Below are 20879 nucleotides of genomic sequence, written 5' to 3'. Positions count from 1 at the left end.
TTTCTTTTTCTGGTAGCACTTTTTTTAAAATTTTTGTGAAGGAGGTAAAGCCGTATGCATATACCTGATGGATATTTAGGTCCACAGACTTATGGAAGTCTTTTTGTAGTTATGACTCCTATATGGGTTAGAGCCTATAACTTCTTGAAAAACAAGTTAAAGTCTGCCCATGTGCCTCTTCTTGCTCTCTCTGCAGCCTTTTCTTTTGTAATCATGATGTTTAATATTCCTATTCCAGGAGGAACTACAGGTCATGCGGTAGGAGCGGTACTTATAGCTATACTATTAGGTCCATGGTCTGCCACTCTTGTTATCTCAATTGTTCTTATCATACAAGCCCTGATCTTTGGAGATGGTGGAATAACAGCTATTGGTGCAAATTGTTTCAATATGGCTTTTGTTATGCCTTTTGTAGGATATTATCTTTATAAATTAATAAAGGGGAAAAGTCCCTTCCCTTCAAAAAGAGCTCTTATTTCCGCCGGCATTTCTGCATATATAGCTCTAAATGTTTCAGCATTTTTTACAGCTCTTGAGCTTGGGTTGCAGCCCATAATTGCAAAGAGTCCTACAGGTGCTCCTCTTTACTGCCCTTATCCTCTCTCTGTTACTATACCAGCCATGCTGATTGAGCATCTTCTTGTGTTTGGATGGGTAGAGGCTATTGTAACAGTAGGTGTGCTTTCCTATCTTATAAAATCTAATATTATAAAGGAGTGGGAGTATGCGTAAACTTTGGAAAGGCTTATTTATACTTATTCTTCTTTCTCCTTTAGGTATAATACTTCCTTATCTTTTAAAGGCAGGTTCTGCTTGGGGAGAATGGGGACCTGAAGAAATTAAAGAGATGATTGGCTATGTACCTGAGGGCTTAGAAAAATTGTCCTCTATTTTAAATCCTCTTTTCCCTGATTATAATTTAAAAGTTTGGGAGAATGGAAATTTGCTTCAGCAATCCTTAGGTTATATTATTTCAGGATTGATAGGAGTTGGAATTGTGGTAGGAATAGTTTATCTTTTGGGGATAATGCTTGCTAAGAAATGAGAAATTTTATTGATAAAACATTAATGGAAATAAATCATTTCCTAAAGGAAAGTCTTACCTTTGAAAGTACAAAGGATAACCCTTTATCCCATGTGGATGAAAGGGTAAAGATTTTACTCCTTTTATTTTTCTTAATAACTATAAGCCTTTTAAAAAGGATAGAATCTCTCTTATTTCTCTATATATTTAGTATATTTCTTGCCTTAATATTCCATATTAATTTGAAAAATTTAATGAGAAGAACCTGGTCCTTTGTTTCTATCTTTACATTAATAATTGTACTACCTTACATCTTTATTCAGCCTGGTAAACTTTCCTTTGGTTTTTCTCTTGAAGGGTTGGAATCCGCTCTTAGGCTTGTCTTAAGAGTAGTTACCTCTATATCTTATATAAATATTTTGCTACTTACTACATATTGGACAGATATTTTTGCAGGGCTTAGAGCCTTAAAAGTTCCTGCCCCTATAATCTCTATTCTTGCCATGACATATAGATACATATTTTTATTATTGGAGATTGCGGAGAATATTTTCTTAGCCAAAAAAAGCAGAACCATAAAAATAGACTCTTTAAGAAGGGAGCAAGGCTGGATAGGAAGTAGCATAGGAATATTGGGAATAAAAACCCAAGAGCTTACAAAAGAGGTATATCAAGGAATGATATCCAGAGGAATTAATAAGGATATAAATTTCTTTTATAATAAAAAATTGAGAAGGCGTGACATAGTCTATCTTGCTTTTATGTTCCTTTTCCTTTTAGCTATTATTATCATAGACTGGAGGATGAAGCTTTAGATGGAGATCTTTAGAGTAGAAAATGTATGGTACTACTATTTGGATCATAGACCAGCCCTCTCCTCTATAAATCTTAGAATAAATAAAGGGGAGAGGGTATGTCTTTTGGGACCTAATGGGGCAGGAAAAACTACCCTTTTAAAGATCTTAGATGGACTATTATATCCAAAAGAGGGAAAGGTTTTTGCATTTTCCAAGGAGATAAGGGAAGAAACCTTCAATGATAAGGAATTCAATAAGTTTTTTAGAAAGAATGTGGTTATGCTTTTTCAAAATGTAGACGCTCAGCTTTTTTCTCCCACAGTAAGGGATGAGATTGCCTTTGGGCTTATTCAGCTTGACTTCTCCTTAGAGGAGATAGAGGAAAAAGTAAGGAAGATAAGTGAGTTTTTCAATATTTCTCATCTTTTGGATAGATCCCCCTTTCAGTTAAGTGAAGGGGAAAAGAAAAAAGTAGCCCTTGCCTCTCTATTAGTTATAGAGCCTGAGGTAATTTTGTTAGATGAGCCTACAAATGGATTGGATCCAAGAAGTGCCAGAGATCTTATAAATCTTATAAAGAGGTTGCAAGAGGAAGGAAAAACCTTTGTAATTTCTACCCATGATCTAAAATTAGTAGAAGAACTGGCTGAAAAAATATATGTATTGGGGGAAGATAAGAGGCTTATTAGAGAGGGAGGAAAAGAGATTTTAAAAGATAAAGAGTTTTTAGCTAATGCCAACTTAATTTAGCTTGCCAAATCTTTTTCTTCCTTATTCCAATACTTAAATTGTGACATAAACATGGAGTAGTATATACCTTTCTTGTTCATGAGTTCTTCATGAGTTCCCATTTCTACTATTTTGCCATCCTCTACCACCATTATTCTATCTACATTTTGTACTGTTGAAAGCCTATGGGCTATAATAAAGGCAGTTCTTCCCTCAAGCAGTTTATTAATACCCCTTTGTAGTATCCTTTCTGTTTGGGTATCAACGCTTGCTGTCGCCTCATCTAATATGAGGATTTTGGGATCCGCTATTAAAGTTCTTGCCAAAGAAACCAATTGTCTTTGTCCAGTAGAAAGTCTAATTCCTCTCTCTTTAATATCTGTGTAGTATCCCTTTTCTAAAGAGGATATAAAGGAGTGAGCATAAACCCATTGGCATATCTCTATTATTTCCTCGTCTGTGGCATCAAGCTTTCCATATTTAATATTATCCATAATGGTTCCTGAGAAAAGGAAGGTGTCTTGAAGCATAACTCCTATTTGCTTTCTCAAACTCTCAAGCTTAATATTTTTTATATTAACTCCATCTATTAGTACCTCTCCTTCATCCACATCATAAAACCTACAGATTAGGTTTATAATGGTAGTTTTTCCAGCACCGGTATGTCCCACTAAGGCAATTTTTTCTCCTGCCTTTACCTTAAAACTAACGTTATCAAGCACCTTTCTTTTTCCATCATAGGAAAAGGAGACATTTCTAAATTCCACATCTCCCTTAATATCAAGATCTATAGCATCTTCTCTCTCTTCAATAGCAGGCTTTATATCTAAAATCTCAAAAATTCTTTCCGCACTTGCCATGCTTGTAAGAAGAGTATTATAGAGATTGCTAAGGTTCATTATAGGTCTCCAAAAGATATAGATGTAGCTGGATATAGCAACAAGAAGACCTAAGGTTATCTCTCCTCTTGCTATCATCTTCACTCCAAAATAATAGGTGATAAGGGTGCCTAATCCCCAAGAAAACTCCACCATAGGCCAGAACAAATCATTTATCCTTACCGCTCTAATAAAAGCATTTCTTACCTCCCAAGCCAAATCCTTAAAAATATTTCCTCTATAATTTTCTGCAGTAAAGTATTTTACAACCCTTATCCCTTGAAAGTTTTCGTGGGTAAAGGCATTTAAATTGGAAAGTTTTTTTCTAACTTCCTGCCATCTTCTTCTTGATATAGTTTGAATGGAAAAGAGAACAAGGGCAGTAAAGGGAAGAGGGGATAAGGTAAATAAAGCAAGCTTAAAGTTTAAAGAAAGCATTATTGCCATTGCGGAAATAACTAATACTGTATCAGGGATAAGATTAGTTATGCTCATATTAAACAGATTGCTTAGAGAGTTAACATCCCCTATAATTCTTGCCAATATTTTACCAACAGGTCTTTCATCGAAAAAGGATAGGGAAAGCTTCTGTATATGACTATATAAATCCTGTCTTATATTCAATAGTACCTTATTTGTTATATCCGCCATCTTTATTATTCTCTTCTTAGCGGAAAGAGCGGAGATAAAGTTTAGTATAAGTATTAAAAGACCAATAGTAAAAAGCCCCTTCAGATCCTTATTCTTTATATACCTATCTATGGTTATTTTTAAAAAGTATGGGTTTATAAGGTCTACAACCATTACTATAGCTATAAAGAAAAGGACTATGAAAATATCCTTTTTAAAGGGCTTAAGATACTTAAAAAGTCTTCTTATTATCTCTATATTAACCTTTTCCTCTAACTTCTCATCTTCCCTTACGCTATAAGGCATTAAACCATCTCCTCTTCAAAATCTAAAATATATTTTCCATACTGCTCCTGATAAGTCTCATAATATTTTCCTCTAAGAGATAATAGCTCCTCATGGGTACCTCTCTCCACTATCTCCCCTTTTTCCAATACAATAATCTCATCCGCATTTTTCACTGCAGAAACCCTATGAGTAATAATAATCTTCGTAATATTCTTGTAATTCTCTAAGGCTTTTTGTACATAATACTCTGTCTCCATATCTAAAGAGGAAGTAATATCATCTAATATTAATATCTTTGCTTTTCTTAATAGGGCTCTTGCAATGGAAAGCCTTTGTTTTTGTCCTCCTGAAAGTCCAATACCCCTCTCCCCAATGATAGTTTCCAATTTTTCAGGAAGCCTTATTACAAAATTGTATGCCCTTGCTGACTTAAGCACATTGATTATCTCTTCTTCCTTTGCATCTTCTCCTAATTTTAGATTTTCAAGGACCGTATCAGAGAATAGAAAAACATCCTGAGGAACATAAGCTATATGTCTTCTTAAAAACTCCACATCAATATTCTTTATATCCACACCATCTATTAAAATATCTCCTTCCCAATTATCATAGTATCTTCCAATTAAGTTTACTAAGGTGGTTTTGCCAGCACCTGTGGTTCCCATGATACCTAAGGTTTTTCCTTCCTTTAGCTCAAAACTAATGTTTTTAAGAACATACTCATCATTATACTTGAAGGACACATTCCTAAAGGTAATATTCCCTCTTATTTCTTTTAAGGTAACAGGAGTTCCTAAAAATCTCTTTTCAGGAGGCTCCTTAAAGAACCTATTTATCTTTTTTATGGATGCTACGCATTGAGAAAGCATATTTACAAGCCAACCACCCAATCTCATGGGCCAAACCAGCATAGAGACATAACTACTAAAGGCAACCAAGGTACCAATGGACATATTTCCCCTTATTACATAAAGTCCTCCAATAGTTATAGCTAAAGCCACAGAAATATTTGTAAGAAAGTCCATCCACGGATTATATCTGGCAAAAGTCTTTGCTTGTTTAACGTTCAATGAATAATTCCTAAAATTCTCCTTAAAGAACTTCTCTACTTCAAATTTTTCCCTACCAAAGGACTTTACTACTCTAATTCCTGCAATATTCTCCTGAGCGGTAGTATTCATTCTCACTCCTTGATCAGAGATCTCCCCATAGATCTCATCTATTGATCTTTCTAATTTATAAGCGAGGTAGCCAATGACAGGCATAAGAAAGATGACAAAAAGAGTCAACTGCCAGTTAATTCTAAAAAGAATTGCACTGGCAATAACAAAATAAAAAACCTGTTCCACAAAAAACATAAGTCCAAAACCAAAAGTAAACCATATATTATCAATATCTTCTTTAATTCTGGACATAAGTTCTCCTGTATTTATCCCATCAAAAAACCTAAAAGGAAAGGTTTGAATATGACGGAAAAGCTCTATTCTTATCTCAGTGGCTAATGCGGACCCTCCAAGGTCCATAAAATACTCCTTAGCATATCCAAGAATGACCCTTGAAATAGTTATTAGTAAGAGAAAGAGTAAAAGTCTATTCAGCTCTTCCATCCTATTTGCCATAATAACCTTATCTATAATCTCCTGAATAATCTTAGGATTAAACATATCTAAGGAAAGGGCAATGATAGAAGAGAGAATAGAAAGGATAAAAAATATTAGATTTTTCCTAATAGCTCTTTTAAAGTAATCCATAATCCTCTAAATTCTTCTTGGATCTTTAACTTTCCTAACAAGAATATATAAACTAATTAATGTAATTACAAGGGATATTAAGAATAGATTTTCATATCCCATGGAATCTGCAATCTTTCCCGCAAGAAGAGGGGAAAGGAAAGAGAAAGGTGAAATAGCCACATTAAGTACCCCTATATATAGCTCTTTTCTCTCCCTTGGTGAAAGATCCAATGTTATAGCGGAGTCTCCGACCATTCCTACACTATTAATTATTCCAATTAATATATAAACAATATAGATATTAGAGGGGTTTTTAGATAAAAGGAGAAAGGATAGAGCAAGAATATTTAAGATCTTTCCTAAGGAGAGGATTATTTTATGTCCCCATCTATCTCCTAAAGGACCTAAGAAGAAGGAAGATATACCTTGGGATATAAGGAAAAGACCTGTGAAGTCAGCAGCAATCTTATCTGGAATAGAAAACCTATCTATAGCATATACCACAATAAAGGAAGAATAACCCCATGCAAGGGCAGAAAGAATTCTATAAACAATATAACTTCTAAAATTCTCATCCCTTATGACAAATTTTATCCCCTTAATATATTCAGAGAATCTTACATCGTCTTTTGCTTCTTTATCGGGCTCCTCTCGAGTTAGGGCTAAGAAAATAAAGGATATTAAGAGGGCGATGCTTGCACAAAGAAATGAATACCCAAAGTTCTTAGGGAAGGGATAAGAGGATAAAAAATAACGAGCAAGATAAGCTCCTCCTACTCCCATAAGAGCACCTATTCCATTTCCTACCGCAAAAAAAGTTCCCCTCTTACTTGGATGAATCACCTTCTCAATCATGCTCATCCATGGTGGACCCAAAAATCCCATGGAAAAAGTTGCAATGCCAAGCATTAAAAGGGCAAGATAAAGAGCAAGCTTAGGACTGTATGGTACAACAAAGAAGGAAATAAGAGCCATAAAAAAGTAAGGAAGCCTTTCTCCTAACGTAAATTTCAAAACTACATCTAATTTTTTAGGAGTTTTCTCGGCATATTTTGCTCCAAGAATTGCAGGAATTCCCCATCCTAAGTTTGCAATAGCAGGAATAAGCCCTATCTCAAGATTACCAGCTCCCAAATTTTTGGCAAAAAGAGGAAAGAGCGTAAGGATAGACCCAAAGGTCATCCCTAAGCTAAAAAAAGCAAAATCTATACTATCAACAATAAAGTTCCAGCGATAATCTCTTTCTCTTAAAGGCATACAGAGAATATATTATCAGATAAAACCTTTAAGTCAAGCAAAGGGGATGAAAGAAAAAATTAAATATTTAGTTTTTCAAAAACCATTCTATTCTTGGATCCTCTGCTATTTTTTTATTCCAGCGGAACCTAAAGGTAGTTTCAGTTTGATTTCCTAATTCCTTAACAACATCAACCCCTCCCTTGCTGCAATATAACATTTAATAAAATACTGCGCCAATTCAATTTTTTCTCTTTCTGTTTCGTTTAGATTACAAAGCCAATCTTTAGAAGGTTCACTCATTTTTTCCCTCCTGTTTTTCTCAGTATTTTACTTAAGCACTAATAGTAATATACCATTTTTTCAACCTTTTTACGATTGTTTTATCTTCTCCCCTTTACAAAAATAGTGGTTTTTACTATACTAAGATAAGAAAATTGAATATTTGGGGCCAGGAGAAGATTGGAGAAAGGCCTTACTTATTCCTGTAAAAAGGGAGTAAGTAAGGCTTTTTAATTTTATGGGAGGTGTTTTTTAAATGAAATATGTGCTTGCCCTTGATCAAGGAACAACAAGTTCCAGAGCAATAGTTTTTGATCATGAGGGTAGGGTAGTATCCGTAGCCCAGCAGGAGTTTACTCAGATTTACCCAAAACCTGGCTGGGTAGAGCATGATCCCATGGAAATTTTGAGCTCCCAAATAAATGTTGCAAGACAAGCTATAGAAAAGGCAAAGATAGAGCCAAAGGACATTGTTGCCATAGGCATTACAAACCAGAGAGAAACTACTGTAGTATGGGAAAAGGCTACAGGAAAACCAGTATATAATGCTATTGTTTGGCAGTGTAGAAGAACTGCACCTATCTGTGATGAATTGAAGAATCAGGGGCTTTCAGAAACCATAAGGGAAAAGACAGGACTTGTTATAGATGCCTATTTTTCAGGCACAAAATTAAAATGGATTTTGGATAATGTGGAGGGGGTAAGAGAGAAGGCAGAAAAAGGAGAGGTAATCTTTGGCACTATTGATACATGGCTCATTTGGAATCTTACAAAGGGAAAAGTTCATGTAACGGATTATTCTAATGCATCAAGAACTATGCTCTTTAATATTCATAAATTAGATTGGGATGACGATATCCTAAGGATACTTAATATACCTAAGGTTATGTTACCAGAGCCAAAACCATCAAGCTTCATCTATGGATATACTGATAAGGAGATATTTGGTGTAGAAATACCTATAGCAGGGGATGCAGGAGATCAGCAGTCCGCCTTATTTGGTCAGGCGTGTTACAAACCTGGAATGGTAAAAAACACTTATGGTACTGGCTGTTTTATGCTATTAAATACAGGAGAAAAAGCTTTTCCATCAAAATCTGGACTTTTAACCACTATTGCATGGGGAATTAATGGTAAAGTGGAATATGCCCTTGAGGGAAGCATATTTATCACTGGTGCAGCTGTTCAGTGGCTGAGAGATGGTCTTAAAATTATTCAAAGCGCCAGTGAAACAGAAACTCTTGCCCTTAAAGTACCAAACTCCGGTGGTGTATATGTGGTACCTGCCTTTGTAGGGCTTGGTGCACCTTACTGGGACATGTATGCAAGAGGATTAATTATTGGGATAACAAGGGGAACTACAAGAGAGCATATTGTAAGGGCAACCTTAGAGTCTATCGCATACCAAACCAGGGATGTTTTGGAGGCAATGAAAGAAGACAGTAATATTGAGCTAAGATCTCTTCGTGTAGATGGAGGTGCGGTAGTAAATAATTTCCTCATGCAGTTTCAGGCGGATATTCTTGGGGTACCAGTGGAAAGACCTGTTGTGAATGAGACTACAGCTTTAGGAGCTGCTTATTTGGCAGGACTTGCAGTAGGTTATTGGAAGGATCAAAAAGAAATTGAGGATTTGTGGCAGATGGACAAAAGATTTACTCCTCAAATGTCTCCTGAGGAGAGAGAAAAACTCTATAAAGGTTGGAAAAAGGCAGTACAAAGAGCTCTTAACTGGGAAGAATAATTAGCTTCTTGTGTGGTAAGGAGAATTTGGAGAAGAAAGCCACACGGTGGTTCGTGTGGCTTTTTATTTTATAAAAAGGGAGGATTGGAAAGATGAAGGTGATAGTAATAGGAGGAGGAATAACAGGTGCATTTATTGCAAGAGAGCTATCAAAATATGATTTAGATATTACTTTGATAGAAAAGAATTTAGATGTTGCCTGGGGAACTACCAAGGCGAACTCTGCTATTTTGCATGCAGGATATGACGATCATCCAGGCACATTAAGAGCAAAACTTTGTGCCAAGGGAAATGAGCTCCATTTTAAACTCTCCCAAGAGCTGGAATACGATGTAAAAAGAATTGGCTCTCTTGTTGTTGCCTTTAATGAAGATGAATTAAAGGTTTTGGAAGAGCTTTTAGAAAGGGGAAAGAAAAATAATGTGCCAGGACTTGAAATATTAAAAGGGGAGGAGATCTTTGAGAAAGAGTCAAATTTAAATAGGGAGGTAAAGTATGCTTTGTGGGCACCTACAGCAGGGATTATAGAGCCTTGGGGGGCTGTGATCTCAGCTATTGAAAATGCAGTAACAAATGGGTTAAAGCTTGTACTTGGAGAAAAAGTAATTGATTTTGAGAAAAAGAATGGAAAGATCTCAAAAGTAATTACTAATAAAAACTATTACGAGGCGGACTTAGTCATTAATTCCGCAGGCTTATACGGAGATGAGATAGCAAAGATAGCAGGAACAGAATTTGTACCTATTCATCCAAGAAGGGGAGAGTATATACTTTTGGATAAAAAGATAGGTGGTATTGTAAAATCCATTATATTCCCCACACCAACTCCAAAATCTAAAGGAATATTAGTACTTCCTACCATTGATGGAGGAGTCCTTTTAGGACCTACTGCAGAGGACCTTCCTGAAGATCAAAAGGAAAACACTTCTACATCCCAAGAAGGATTAAAAAAGGTAATAGAGGACACCAGAAGATTAGTTCCATCTCTTGATATATCCTATGCAATAAAAACTTTTGCAGGGCTTCGTGCAGAAACCCCTAATAAAGATTTCTTTATAAAAGAAAGTGAATCTGTTCCAAACTTTATCAATGTGATTGGAATAAGATCTCCAGGACTTACAGCAGCTCCAGCCATTGCAGAATACGTGGTAGAGATCATTCAGGAAAAACTAAAGATCAATTTGGTAAGGAAAAAAGATTTTATTGCAAAGAGGGAAAGGATTAAAAAATATTCAGAGCTTTCCTTGGAAGAATGGAATGAGGAGATTAAAAAGGATCCTTTGTGTGGAAAAATTGTATGTTACTGCAATATGGTAACTGAAAGGGAGATAGTTGAGGCTATAAAAAGAGGAGCAACCACATTGGATGGAGTCAAGTTTAGAACGCGTGCTTCCTTTGGAAGATGCCAGGGAAATTTCTGTGGACCAAGAATCTTAGAAATTTTAGCGAGAGAGCTTAATAAGGATATCTCTGAGATAGTTACAAATTCTGAGGAATCTTGGATTTTGAATGGGAGGGTAAGATCATGAAAACAGACATTGTAGTAATAGGTGGAGGAGCTGCAGGTCTTGGTGCAATCCTTTCTGCTTATAAAGAGGGGGTAGATGCAGTCCTTATAGAAAGGGATGAGAGGATAGGTGGAATTTTAAACCAATGTATCCATAATGGTTTTGGACTGCATTACTTCAAACAGGAATTAACAGGTCCTGAATATGCAGAAATCTTTATTGACATGTTAAAAAATACAAGTATAAAGGTACTATCAAACTCATTCCTTCACTCCATAGATGAGAAAAACAAAAAAATATATCTTATTACCCCTGAAGGAGTAAAAACTATTGAGACAAAAACCATAGTTATGGCAACAGGAGCAAGGGAAAGACCCTTTGGAAGCCTTTTTATACCTGGAAAAAGACTTTCCGGCATATTTACTGCAGGAGTTGCCCAAAGATATATAAATATCCAAAACATACTTCCAGGAAAAAGAGCACTAATTTTAGGCTCAGGAGATATAGGACTTATTATGGCAAGAAGACTTACCTTAGAAGGGGTAGAAGTAGTAGGAGTTGTAGAAAGACTGCCCTATCCAGGAGGACTTCTAAGAAATGTGGTACAGTGTCTTGAAGACTACAATATACCTCTATATTTATCATCAACAGTGGTAGAGGTAAGAGGAAATGGAAGATTGGAAGAAGTAGTAGTGGCAAAAGTGGATGAAAACTTTAAGCCCATACCAGGCACTGAAAAATCCTTCCATGTAGACACATTAATCTTATCAGTTGGACTAATTCCTAATATTGAGCTTATTGAGGATTTTGTAGAGATAGATAAGACAAGCAAGGGATTTTCAGTATCAAACTTAGGACAAACATCCTTAGACTTTATTTTTGCAGCTGGAAACTGCACTATAATTTACGATCTTGTGGACTACGTTACCATAGAAGGAGAAAAGGCAGGAAAATATGCAAGCCTCTATGTAAAAGGAGAAAAGTTCCCCCCAAAAATTCCTATTAAAAAAGGGAAAAATATAGGGATTTTGTTCCCCAATTACTATACACCCATAGAAGATTTGACCTTATACATTAGAGTAAGAAGACCAATGGAAAGAGGTCTTTTAAAGGTAGGAACATATGAAAAAGATTATAAAGATCTTATTCCCAGTGAAATATTAAGGGTAAAAATTCCTGAAAGATATATGGAAAATCTAAAAGAAATAGAGGTTTCTATAGAGGAGGCGTGAAAGCTATGATTAAAAAATTTGTTTGTGTGCAATGTCCCTTAGGATGTAAGCTAACTGTGGAGCTAAATGGAAATGAAATAGTAAAAATAGAAGGGAATAGATGTAAAAGAGGAATTGAGTATGCAGAAGATGAGATAAAAGATCCAAAAAGGGTTCTTACCACAAGCATAAAAGTTATTGGAGGAAATCTTCCTTTGGTATCAGTAAGAACTGATAAACCAATACCTAAAAGATATATAAAGGAGATTATGGAGATTATAAAAGAAAAAGAAGTTAAAGCACCTGTAAAAAGGGGAGATGTAATAATTCAAAATATTATGAATACAGGAGCCAACATAATTGCCACAAGGAGTGTGGAAAAATTGTAAAAAACTGGAAGATTCTGCTCAGCTCTCTTTTTGCATTTTATAAATCTCTATCACAATCAAATTATGTAGTCTTGGTCTAAATTCTATCATATTCTCTAAATTGTTTTCTTCAGGAGGAGTTATACTTCTATCGGCAAGAGCTATAACTTTCCTTGATATATGGGTCCTATTGGAAAGAAAAATAATAATCAAATTTTTAAGAGGATCGATCCAAAGACTTGTTCCAGTATATCCTGTATGTCCAAAGCTCCTCTCACTGAAAAGATCTCCGCAAGAAGAGGATATGCTTTTAATCATCCAGCCTAACCCTCTCTTTTCGTCTTTAAAGGATACATGCTCTTTTGTAAAAAGTTCAATGGTATAAGGAGAAAATATCATATAATCTTTGTTTATCAAGGATCTTGCATATTTATATAAATCTTCTGCAGTAGAAAAAAGACCTGCGTTTCCACTTATTCCTCCCTGATAATAAGCAAGTTCATCATCAGGCTCTCCTCTTAGTAACTTCCCATCTCTTTCGCAGGTTGGTGCAACTCTTTCCTTATCCCTTGGAAGAAATCCTGTATCTTTCATATCTAATGGCTCAAAGATATTTTCTTTTAAAAATTTATCAAAAGAGATTCCCGTTATCTTTTCCACAATATATCTTAGAAAGATAAAATTCAAACATGAATATACTAAGTTTTCTCCTGGATTATAAGAAAGTTCTGTCTTTAAAAGTTCTTCTTTTAACTCTTCAGAATTTTTTGCATATTTCCAAGCGTTAGAATAAGGAGGAAGCCCCGATGTATGGGTAAGAAGATGAAATATTTTTACTTTTTCCTTTTCTCCTTTTGAAAATTCTTTTAAAAATTTCCCTACAGAATCCCAAAGCCTTATCTCTCCTTCTTCTAAGAGCTTCATTACTGCAGGGGTTGTCCCTACAACCTTTGTAAGGCTTGCAAGATCATAAATAGTATCCTCAGAATTCCTCTCTTTTTCAGGAAATATTGCTTTATACCCATAAGCTTTTTTATATAAAATCTCTTTGTCATTTCCTACTAATAAAACTCCTCCAGGAAAAGTTTTATTCTCTATATATTTTTCTATGAGGCGATCAACTTTTTCCATAGATTCCTCCTAATATAACAAAATATCTAATATAAAATCTTTAAAAGCCTCTTCTTCTTTTTTCCATCGTTCATATATTTCCTGCCAGCCTCTACCCTCTATTAGGTCTCTTTTTGTTTCCTCATCCCCAATTAAATAATCTATTCTTTCCACCTCATTATACTTCACAAACTGGATTTTATCTGGAAAATACTTAAAAATAATTTTCAAAAGAGATAAAGCTACTCTTATAAAGTCTGCTTTAAAGTTTAATGGGAAGAATTCTAATCCTCTACAAATCTCCCCTTTATATTTAGAAAATTCCGGAATAAAATATCTCTTCCTAAAGGCAATATCAGAAAAGTTCTCTTTGGAAAGTTCTTCATATAAAATATCTTCATCAAGCCAAGGAGCCCCAATATACTCAAAAGGCTTTGTTGTTCCTCTTCCCTCAGAAACATTTACTGCTTCAAAAAAGCACATCCCTGCGTAACATATAGTTGAGCTAAAGGTTGGGAGGTTAGGCGAAGGAACATTCCATAAAAGTTCTGTCTCAGGATAAAACATATTTCTTTTCCAATTCTCCATTTTTATAACTTTCAAATCTACATCTAAATTTTTCAATTTTTTAAAATAAAGGGCAAGCTCTCCAATAGTAAGTCCATATCTTATGGGAAGAAAGTAGCCTCCTACGAAGGAGTTTAAATTTTCCCTTATTCTTGGACCTATTATTATTTCTCCTGAAAGAGGATTAGGTCTATCAAGAACAATATATGGAATATTAAATTCAGAGGCTGTTTCTAAGGTATAAGCTAATGTATATATAAAGGTGTAAAATCTTAACCCTACATCCTGAATATCATAAACCAAGATGTCTATATCTTCCAAGTCCTCTTCTTTTGGCTTTAATTTTTTCCCATAAAGACTTACTATTTTTATTCCATATTTTGGATGATGAGAATTTTCTATGGAAAGTCCATCCGCTATTCCAAAAAGTCCATGTTCAGGAGTAAATATCTTTTGAATTTTTATTCCCTCTTTTATCATTAGATCAACGTTACTTTTCAGATCAGAAGATACTCCTGAATAGTTTGTAATTAGTCCTATCCTTTTCCCCTTTAAAATTTCAAAATTGTTCCTTCTTAAAACATCAACTCCTAAAATAGTTTTCATATTTCTCCTCTCCAGGAAGATAAATTTTAAAGGTTGTTCCTTTACCTATCTCACTTTCTACATCAACAAATCCCCCATGCTCCTTTACCACAGAATATAATATGAAAAGACCAAGTCCTGTTCCCTCTTTTTTGTAGTAAAGAAAGGATCAAAGATTTTATTCATAATATCCTTGGGTATACCTACACCAGTATCAGAAACAGTTATCAAAACGTAGAAACCAGGTTTTGCATTAGGAATCCATCTTGTAAAATCTTCATCAAGATGGATATTTTTTGCGGAGATTTCTAAAACTCCACCATTTGGCATAGCATCTCTTGCATTTACACAAAGATTCATGAGGACCTGATGGATCTTTGTAGCATCTCCCATTATGGGATATAAGTCCTCTGAAACTTCTACTTTAATGTCAATATTTTTTGGGAATGTCTCTCTCAATAGCCTTTCTATCTCTCTAATTATGTCTTTTACTTGAATAAGCTCTATTTTTCCACCTTCACTTCTTACAATAGATAATATTTGATTGCTAAGATTTATTCCCCTTTTTAAAGTCTCTTCCATCATATTAATAGTATCCAAAATACTTTCATCACTAATCTTTGTTTTAAGAATTTGAAGCCCCATAGATATAGGTGATAGGATATTTTTAAATCATGAGCTATACTTCCTGCCAAAATACCAATACTTTCTAACTTTTGTGCTCTAATAAGTTGGTTTTCTAACAATTTTCTTTTTGTAATATCTGTGTTTATGACCATTATCTTAGTAGGCTTTCCTTCTTTATCCCTCACTAATACCCATCTATTTCCCACAATAATATCTTTCCCATCTTTATTTTTTTGTTCTACCTCTCCCATCCATTCCCCCTCTCTTAATACCTTCTCTTTTATCTTTTCATGTAAAGAAATATCTTTAAAATGAAATTCAGTAACTTTCTTTCCTAAGACTTCTTCTTTCTTCCATCCATATAGTCTTTCTGCTCCTTTATTCCAAAAAAGAATTCTATCCTCAAGATCTTTGACTATAATTGCGTCTGTTGCCCAATCAAGAAGATCCGCTTGTTCCTTTACAACATCCCTCTCTAAAATCTCTTCTAACAGAAGATGAGCCTTATACTCCCTTGAAAGTAATTTATAAAGAATTAATCCAGTAATTATTACAAAAAAGCATCCTTTATATGTTTGGACCTTTAAAGCAATGTCAGGATTGGGAAAGAGAATATCTAAGAGTCTATCAGAGAATAAAATCCAAAGTATACTAAATAAAATATAAAAAAGAGTAATACGTATAGGAGCTTTTTTTAATATCTTCTCCTTCATTTCCCCACCTTCAAATTATTTTTACCCTATTTATTTTACCATAGTAAATCCAAAATTTTTATTATAAAATAAAAATATGGGGAAAAATTATATATCAAAATCTCTATTAATACATAATTTAATAGCTACTAGCTTAATATTCCTACTTATATTTATTTTGGGATATTCCTATGCCACTCACTTTTTGTTAGAACTTCTCTCCATATTTATTTCAATCCTCATATTCATTGTACTCATCTCCATTCCAAACACTGAAAGAACACCATTTTTACAAATTCTTGGAATAACATTTCTCTCCTCTGCCATATTAGACGTGCCTCATACTTTATATTATCCAGGTTTCCCTGAAATAAGCAATACTTCCTTAGCGGTAACTTATTGGATGCTTGCAAGATTTATACAAAGCATAGGAATGTTTATAGCTATTTTCTATATGAAATCTCCAAAAATTTCAGATAGAGTTAAACGTATATCTTATCTTCTCCCTCCTTTTTCTATGCTTTTAATATTTATACCAAGGTATCTTCCTACAAATCTTTTTTATTCAGAAAACATAGGAACAACTCCTTTAAAAAGCCAATTAGAAATTTTTTATTCCTTATTATTTTTCGTCTTTGCCATTATGAATAGAAAAAATCCATATCTATTTCTTGGAGGCTTATCTTTTTCTTTCAGTGAACTGTCCTTTATTAAGTATTTATCTCCTTTTGAATGGACTTTGTGGATGGGGCATACTCTTAAAATAATAGGGGTCTTCAATATCGCCTTTTTCACCTTAGTAAATTTTGTTTATAATCCTCTAAAGGAATATAGAATTCTGAGTGAAGAATATAAAAGGGAAGGATCAAAACTTTCCGAGAGTATTTCAAATATTATAAATACTCAGGAAAAAATTCTAAATACTCTTCATCTTGCCTTAGACTGTAAGGATACAGAAGAGATAAATAGGTTACTAGTGGAATTTTTCGAAAAGGAGAAAATTCCAGTAGCAGTATTTTATGATAAAAATCTTGTCTATAAAAATCCATCTTCCCTCCCTGAAAAGATTGAAGATTATAATTTAGAAGTATTTGATAAGATAGAAAAAGAAGGTGTGACGGTAATAATTAAAAGGGAAGATGAATCTACTTTTCAACTTTATAAAATTTTTATTCTTTCACTATTTTCTATATACTCCAATTTAAGATACACACAAATTCTTAAAGAAATGGGAAGAAAAAGAGAATCATTTATTAAGAAGACATCCCATGAGTTTAGGAATCCTTTATGTGTTATCTCAGGATATATTCAACTTTTGAAAGCTGGATATTATGAAGAATTTCCCAGTAGATTAAAGGAAATCATTAATGAGATGGATATTTCTACAAAGAGGATCTCAGAGCTTGTAGATAAACTTTTAAAGGTAGGTGATGGGGATGGAAAAAATTCTCATATCCTAATATAAAAACCTCATCATCCTTTGGAGGGAAGAATTGTATGCATAGCGGATGCTATTGATGCTATGCTATCAAAAAGACCATATAAGGATCCATTACCAGAAGATAAAGTAAGAGAAGAACTTTTAAGATGCAAAGGAACTCACTTTGATCCCCTTTTAGTAGATATAACTTTGGAAATATGTGATAAAATATTGAAAATAAGAGAGGAATAAGAGAGGAGTGAAATTGTGAGGATTGCAGTTCTTGTTAAACAGGTTCCGGCAACAGATAAAGTAAAAATGGATGAAGAAACAGGAACTATGAAAAGGGAAGAGGTAGAGGCAGTTATAAACCCTTTAGATTTATATGCCATAGAAGCAAGCTTGCAGGTTAAAGAAAAAGTAAAAGAAGAGACAGAAATTGTAGTTGTTTCCATGGGACCTCCAAAGGCAAAAGAAGCAATAAAAGAGGCAATTTCTATGGGATGTGATAAAGGATACCTTCTCTCAGATAAAGCTTTTGCAGGCGCAGATACTTGGGCAACATCTTATACTCTTTCAAGTTTTATAAAAAAATTGGGAAATTTTTCTATCATCTTTACAGGTGAAAGGGCAACTGATGGAGAAACAGGACAGGTAGGACCAAGCCTTGCCGCTCAATTAGATCTTCCAGTATTAACCTATGTAAGCAAAATTATTGAAATAGGAAAGGATTATATTATTGTAGAGAGAGAAATAGAAGAAGGAAAGGAATTGGTCTTATCTTCATTGCCCTGCGTAATCTCAGTGATAAAAGCAATCTCAGAGCCAAGACTTCCCACATTGGCTGGTAAAATAAAAGCAAGAGAAACAGATATTCCAATAATAAGCCTTAAAGATTTAGAACTTTCAGAAAAAGAAGTGGGACTTTTAGGATCTCCTACAAGGGTAGTGAAAATATTCTATCCAAAGCTTTCAAGGCAAGGGATAAAGATTAAAGAAAAGGACCCTGAAAAGGCTGTAGATATTATTATAAAATTCTTGGAAGAGAGAGGGATTTTATGAGAGATATATTTATAATCTCAGAAGTGAGAGAAGATAAAATTCATCCTGTAACCTACGAGTTGTTGGCTTGGGGAAGAGATCTTGCAGACAAATTAAAGGGTACTCTTTCCGCTTTAGTTTTAGGAAACAATTTGGAGGATCAATTAAACGAAATAATCTTCCATGGTGCAGATAAAGTGGAATTTTTTAAAAACAAAGAATTGGAAATTTTCAATGTAGAGAATTATGCCAAAGTTCTAATTCCTTTTATAAAAAAGAGAAATCCTGAAACTATTTTAGCAAGTGCTACCACTCAGGGAAGAACCCTAATGCCTTATCTTGCAGGAAAATTAAAAACAGGACTTACTGCGGACTGCACCCATTTAGATATAGAGGAAGGTACAGGACTTCTTCTCCAGACAAGACCTGCTATTGGGGGAAATGTTCTTGCCACTATAAAAACTCCAGAACATAAACCTCAAATGGCAACTGTTAGACCTAAAGGAAAAAAGCCTCTTCCAAGGGATGAAAAAAGAAAAGGAGAGATAACTATCCATAATATCAATGATGAATTTTCGCCAAGAGCTAAGAGAATAGATTTCAAAAAAAGGGAAGAGGAGATTTCTCTAAGTGAGGCTGAAATTATTATTTCTGGAGGAAAGGGGTTAAAAAATCCTCAAAATTTTTCTCTTCTATTTGACATTGCTCATCTTTTGGGGGGGACGGTAGGTGCTTCCCGCTCAGTAGTAGATATGGGATGGATAGAATATTCTCATCAGGTAGGATTAAGTGGAAAAACAGTAAATCCTAAAGTTTATATCGCAGTAGGAATATCAGGAGCTGTCCAGCATCTTGCAGGAATGATAAATTCTGAGAATATCATTGCCATAAATAAAGATCCTGATGCTCCCATATTTCAAGTATCAGATTTAGGAATTGTAGGGGATGCCTTGGAAATTCTCCCCATTTTAAAGAAAAAATTAGAGGAGAGGAAAGGGAATGTTTAAAAAGGTAGATGAGAGAATTATTGATGAACTTATAAATATCTGTGGAGATAATGATGTTTTAATAAATTATGAAGACTTGGAAAGATATGCTCAGGATGAGTCAGGAAAGTTTTATGCTCATCTTCCTGAGGTAGTAGTGAGACCCGAATCTACCGAAGAAATTTCAAGAATATTAAAGCTTGCCAACGAAAATATTATTCCTGTAACTCCAAGGGGAGCAGGAAGCGGTTTGGCTGGTGGTGCAATACCTCTATATGGTGGAATTTTAATATCTCTTGAAAAGATGAATCAAATATTAGAGATAGATAAAATAAATCTCACCGCTACTTCTGAGCCAGGAGTGGTGACCAATGACCTCTGCAGAAAAGTAGCAGAAGAAGGATTATTTTATCCTGGATATCCTATGAGTGTAGAAACAAGCTTTTTAGGAGGAAATGTTGCTACGAATGCTGGAGGAAGTAAAGTAATAAAATATGGGAATACAGGGCATCATATACTTGGGCTCGAGGTGGTTCTTCCATCAGGAGAAATAATAAATGTTGGAGGAAAAAGAAGAAAAGATTCCAGTGGGTATAATCTTTTGAATTTATTTGTAGGTTCTGAAGGAACTCTTGGAATTTTCACTAAAATTATTGTTAACCTTATTCCTCTTCCTCCATATACTGTGGACCTTCTTGTTCCATTCCCTACTGTAGAATCCGCTATTTATACAGTTCCCAAAATTATATCAGAAAGTAAAGTCCTACCATGCGCTATAGAATTTTTAGACCAAGGATCTTACTATCTTGCAAGTATATATACAAAGGAGAAATGGGAATATCAAGATAGAGCAGAAGCTTATCTTATTATCCAATTTGATGGAAATAACAAAAATCAGTTAGAAGAAGCATACATAAGAGCGGGAGAAGCATGTTTAAAAGAAGGAGCATTGGAGGTTTTTGTGGCAGAAAATCCTTTTGCTAGTGAGAAACTTTGGAGAATTAGAAGAAATTATTTAGAGGCAATAAAAGCAGTAGATCCATATGTGGTCTTGGGAGACGCTGTAGTTCCTACATCTCTTATTCCTGAAATGCTAAAAAGAATAAGAGAAATAGGAAAGAAATATAAGGTGGAAATATATAATGTGGCTCATGCAGGAGATGGAAACATTCACTCCGCTCCCATAAAACCAAAGGATATATCCCCTGAAGAATGGCAACCTCTTCAGGAAAAAATTTTAGATGAAATATCTATTGTAGCTCAAGAATTAGGAGGAGCAGTTAGCGGAGAACATGGAATTGGTTTTGTAAAGAAGAAAGCCTTACATCTTTCAAAGAAAAAAGAAATTTTACTAATGAAAGAATTAAAGAAAGTATTTGATCCAAACGGAATAATGAATCCTGGAAAAATTTTTTAAATTAAG

At 34.4% G+C, this 20879-nt stretch carries 18 protein-coding genes and 1 pseudogene; 12 read left to right on the top strand and 7 right to left on the bottom strand.

Annotation, left to right across the window (positions count from 1 at the left end):
* Positions 1 to 54 precede the first annotated feature (54 nt).
* The 4 genes from CBR30_06125 to CBR30_06110 are packed head-to-tail and all read left to right on the top strand — an operon-like array spanning position 55 to position 2571.
* Positions 55 to 732, top strand: coding sequence for a cobalamin biosynthesis protein CbiM (locus CBR30_06125; GenBank protein ID PMQ01402.1), 678 nt, complete (start codon positions 55 to 57; stop codon positions 730 to 732).
* A complete protein-coding gene (locus tag CBR30_06120; protein PMQ01401.1) occupies positions 725 to 1045 on the top strand; it encodes a cobalamin biosynthesis protein in 321 nt (106 codons plus the stop codon). Before CBR30_06125 ends, CBR30_06120 begins: the two co-directional genes overlap by 8 nt.
* Positions 1042 to 1839 (top strand): cobalt ECF transporter T component CbiQ, encoded by a 798-nt coding sequence (gene cbiQ, locus CBR30_06115; GenBank protein PMQ01400.1) that lies wholly within the window; start codon positions 1042 to 1044, stop codon positions 1837 to 1839. Before CBR30_06120 ends, cbiQ begins: the two co-directional genes overlap by 4 nt.
* Entirely contained in the window at positions 1840 to 2571 is a 732-nt protein-coding gene (locus tag CBR30_06110; GenBank protein PMQ01399.1) for an ABC transporter ATP-binding protein, read from the top strand.
* Here the strand turns inward: CBR30_06110 and CBR30_06105 are convergent.
* Genes CBR30_06105 through CBR30_06095 form a run of 3 tightly spaced genes read right to left on the bottom strand, consistent with a single transcriptional unit; the run spans position 2568 to position 7336 of the window.
* Positions 2568 to 4364: a multidrug ABC transporter ATP-binding protein gene (locus tag CBR30_06105; GenBank protein PMQ01398.1), complete on the bottom strand. Its 1797-nt coding sequence runs from the start codon at positions 4362 to 4364 to the stop codon at positions 2568 to 2570. The genes CBR30_06110 and CBR30_06105 overlap by 4 nt on opposite strands.
* Positions 4364 to 6097 carry an ABC transporter gene (locus tag CBR30_06100; GenBank protein PMQ01397.1) on the bottom strand — a complete coding sequence of 578 codons (1734 nt, stop codon included), beginning with the start codon at positions 6095 to 6097 and terminating at the stop codon, positions 4364 to 4366. Before CBR30_06100 ends, CBR30_06105 begins: the two co-directional genes overlap by 1 nt.
* A 6-nt stretch (positions 6098 to 6103) precedes the next feature.
* A complete protein-coding gene (locus tag CBR30_06095; protein ID PMQ01396.1) occupies positions 6104 to 7336 on the bottom strand; it encodes an MFS transporter in 1233 nt (410 codons plus the stop codon).
* A gap of 517 nt (positions 7337 to 7853) precedes the next feature.
* Here CBR30_06095 and glpK point away from each other — a divergent pair.
* From glpK to CBR30_06075, 4 genes are all read left to right on the top strand, one after another.
* Positions 7854 to 9341 carry a glycerol kinase gene (gene glpK, locus CBR30_06090; GenBank protein PMQ01395.1) on the top strand — a complete coding sequence of 496 codons (1488 nt, stop codon included), beginning with the start codon at positions 7854 to 7856 and terminating at the stop codon, positions 9339 to 9341.
* A gap of 92 nt (positions 9342 to 9433) precedes the next feature.
* Complete coding sequence (locus CBR30_06085; protein ID PMQ01394.1) at positions 9434 to 10870, top strand: FAD/NAD(P)-binding oxidoreductase; 1437 nt, start codon at positions 9434 to 9436, stop codon at positions 10868 to 10870.
* Positions 10867 to 12081, top strand: coding sequence for a pyridine nucleotide-disulfide oxidoreductase (locus CBR30_06080; GenBank protein ID PMQ01393.1), 1215 nt, complete (start codon positions 10867 to 10869; stop codon positions 12079 to 12081). Before CBR30_06085 ends, CBR30_06080 begins: the two co-directional genes overlap by 4 nt.
* Positions 12082 to 12086: 5 nt before the next feature.
* A complete protein-coding gene (locus tag CBR30_06075) occupies positions 12087 to 12449 on the top strand; it encodes a molybdopterin oxidoreductase (GenBank protein ID PMQ01392.1) in 363 nt (120 codons plus the stop codon).
* Between the two features lie 18 nt (positions 12450 to 12467).
* On the opposite strand, the gene CBR30_06070 is transcribed toward CBR30_06075, so the two are convergent.
* From CBR30_06070 to CBR30_06055, 4 genes and pseudogenes are all read right to left on the bottom strand, one after another.
* Positions 12468 to 13559, bottom strand: a complete 1092-nt coding sequence (locus CBR30_06070) for a serine hydrolase (protein ID PMQ01391.1) — start codon at positions 13557 to 13559, stop codon at positions 12468 to 12470.
* Positions 13560 to 13568: 9 nt separating this feature from the next.
* Positions 13569 to 14711 (bottom strand): hypothetical protein, encoded by a 1143-nt coding sequence (locus CBR30_06065; GenBank protein PMQ01390.1) that lies wholly within the window; start codon positions 14709 to 14711, stop codon positions 13569 to 13571.
* Positions 14689 to 15335, bottom strand: a pseudogene (locus CBR30_06060) (hypothetical protein). Before CBR30_06060 ends, CBR30_06065 begins: the two are co-directional and overlap by 23 nt.
* Complete coding sequence (locus CBR30_06055; protein ID PMQ01389.1) at positions 15272 to 16030, bottom strand: hypothetical protein; 759 nt, start codon at positions 16028 to 16030, stop codon at positions 15272 to 15274. Before CBR30_06055 ends, CBR30_06060 begins: the two are co-directional and overlap by 64 nt.
* A gap of 76 nt (positions 16031 to 16106) precedes the next feature.
* Between CBR30_06055 and CBR30_06050 the strand changes: the two genes are divergently transcribed.
* The 4 genes from CBR30_06050 to CBR30_06035 all read left to right on the top strand — a co-directional run bounded on the left by CBR30_06050 (position 16107) and on the right by CBR30_06035 (position 20873).
* Entirely contained in the window at positions 16107 to 17474 is a 1368-nt protein-coding gene (locus CBR30_06050) for a hypothetical protein (GenBank protein PMQ01388.1), read from the top strand.
* A gap of 222 nt (positions 17475 to 17696) precedes the next feature.
* Positions 17697 to 18491 (top strand): electron transfer flavoprotein subunit beta, encoded by a 795-nt coding sequence (locus CBR30_06045; GenBank protein PMQ01387.1) that lies wholly within the window; start codon positions 17697 to 17699, stop codon positions 18489 to 18491.
* Positions 18488 to 19477 (top strand): electron transfer flavoprotein subunit alpha, encoded by a 990-nt coding sequence (locus tag CBR30_06040; protein PMQ01386.1) that lies wholly within the window; start codon positions 18488 to 18490, stop codon positions 19475 to 19477. Before CBR30_06045 ends, CBR30_06040 begins: the two co-directional genes overlap by 4 nt.
* Entirely contained in the window at positions 19470 to 20873 is a 1404-nt protein-coding gene (locus CBR30_06035; GenBank protein ID PMQ01385.1) for an FAD-binding oxidoreductase, read from the top strand. The genes CBR30_06040 and CBR30_06035 overlap by 8 nt, the downstream gene beginning before the upstream one ends.
* Positions 20874 to 20879 lie beyond the last annotated feature (6 nt).

This window comes from Dictyoglomus sp. NZ13-RE01 (assembly GCA_002878375.1).
Classification (GTDB): domain Bacteria; phylum Dictyoglomota; class Dictyoglomia; order Dictyoglomales; family Dictyoglomaceae; genus NZ13-RE01.
Note: the sequence above shows the minus strand (reverse complement) of the source record. Positions and strands in the feature narration are given on the sequence as shown.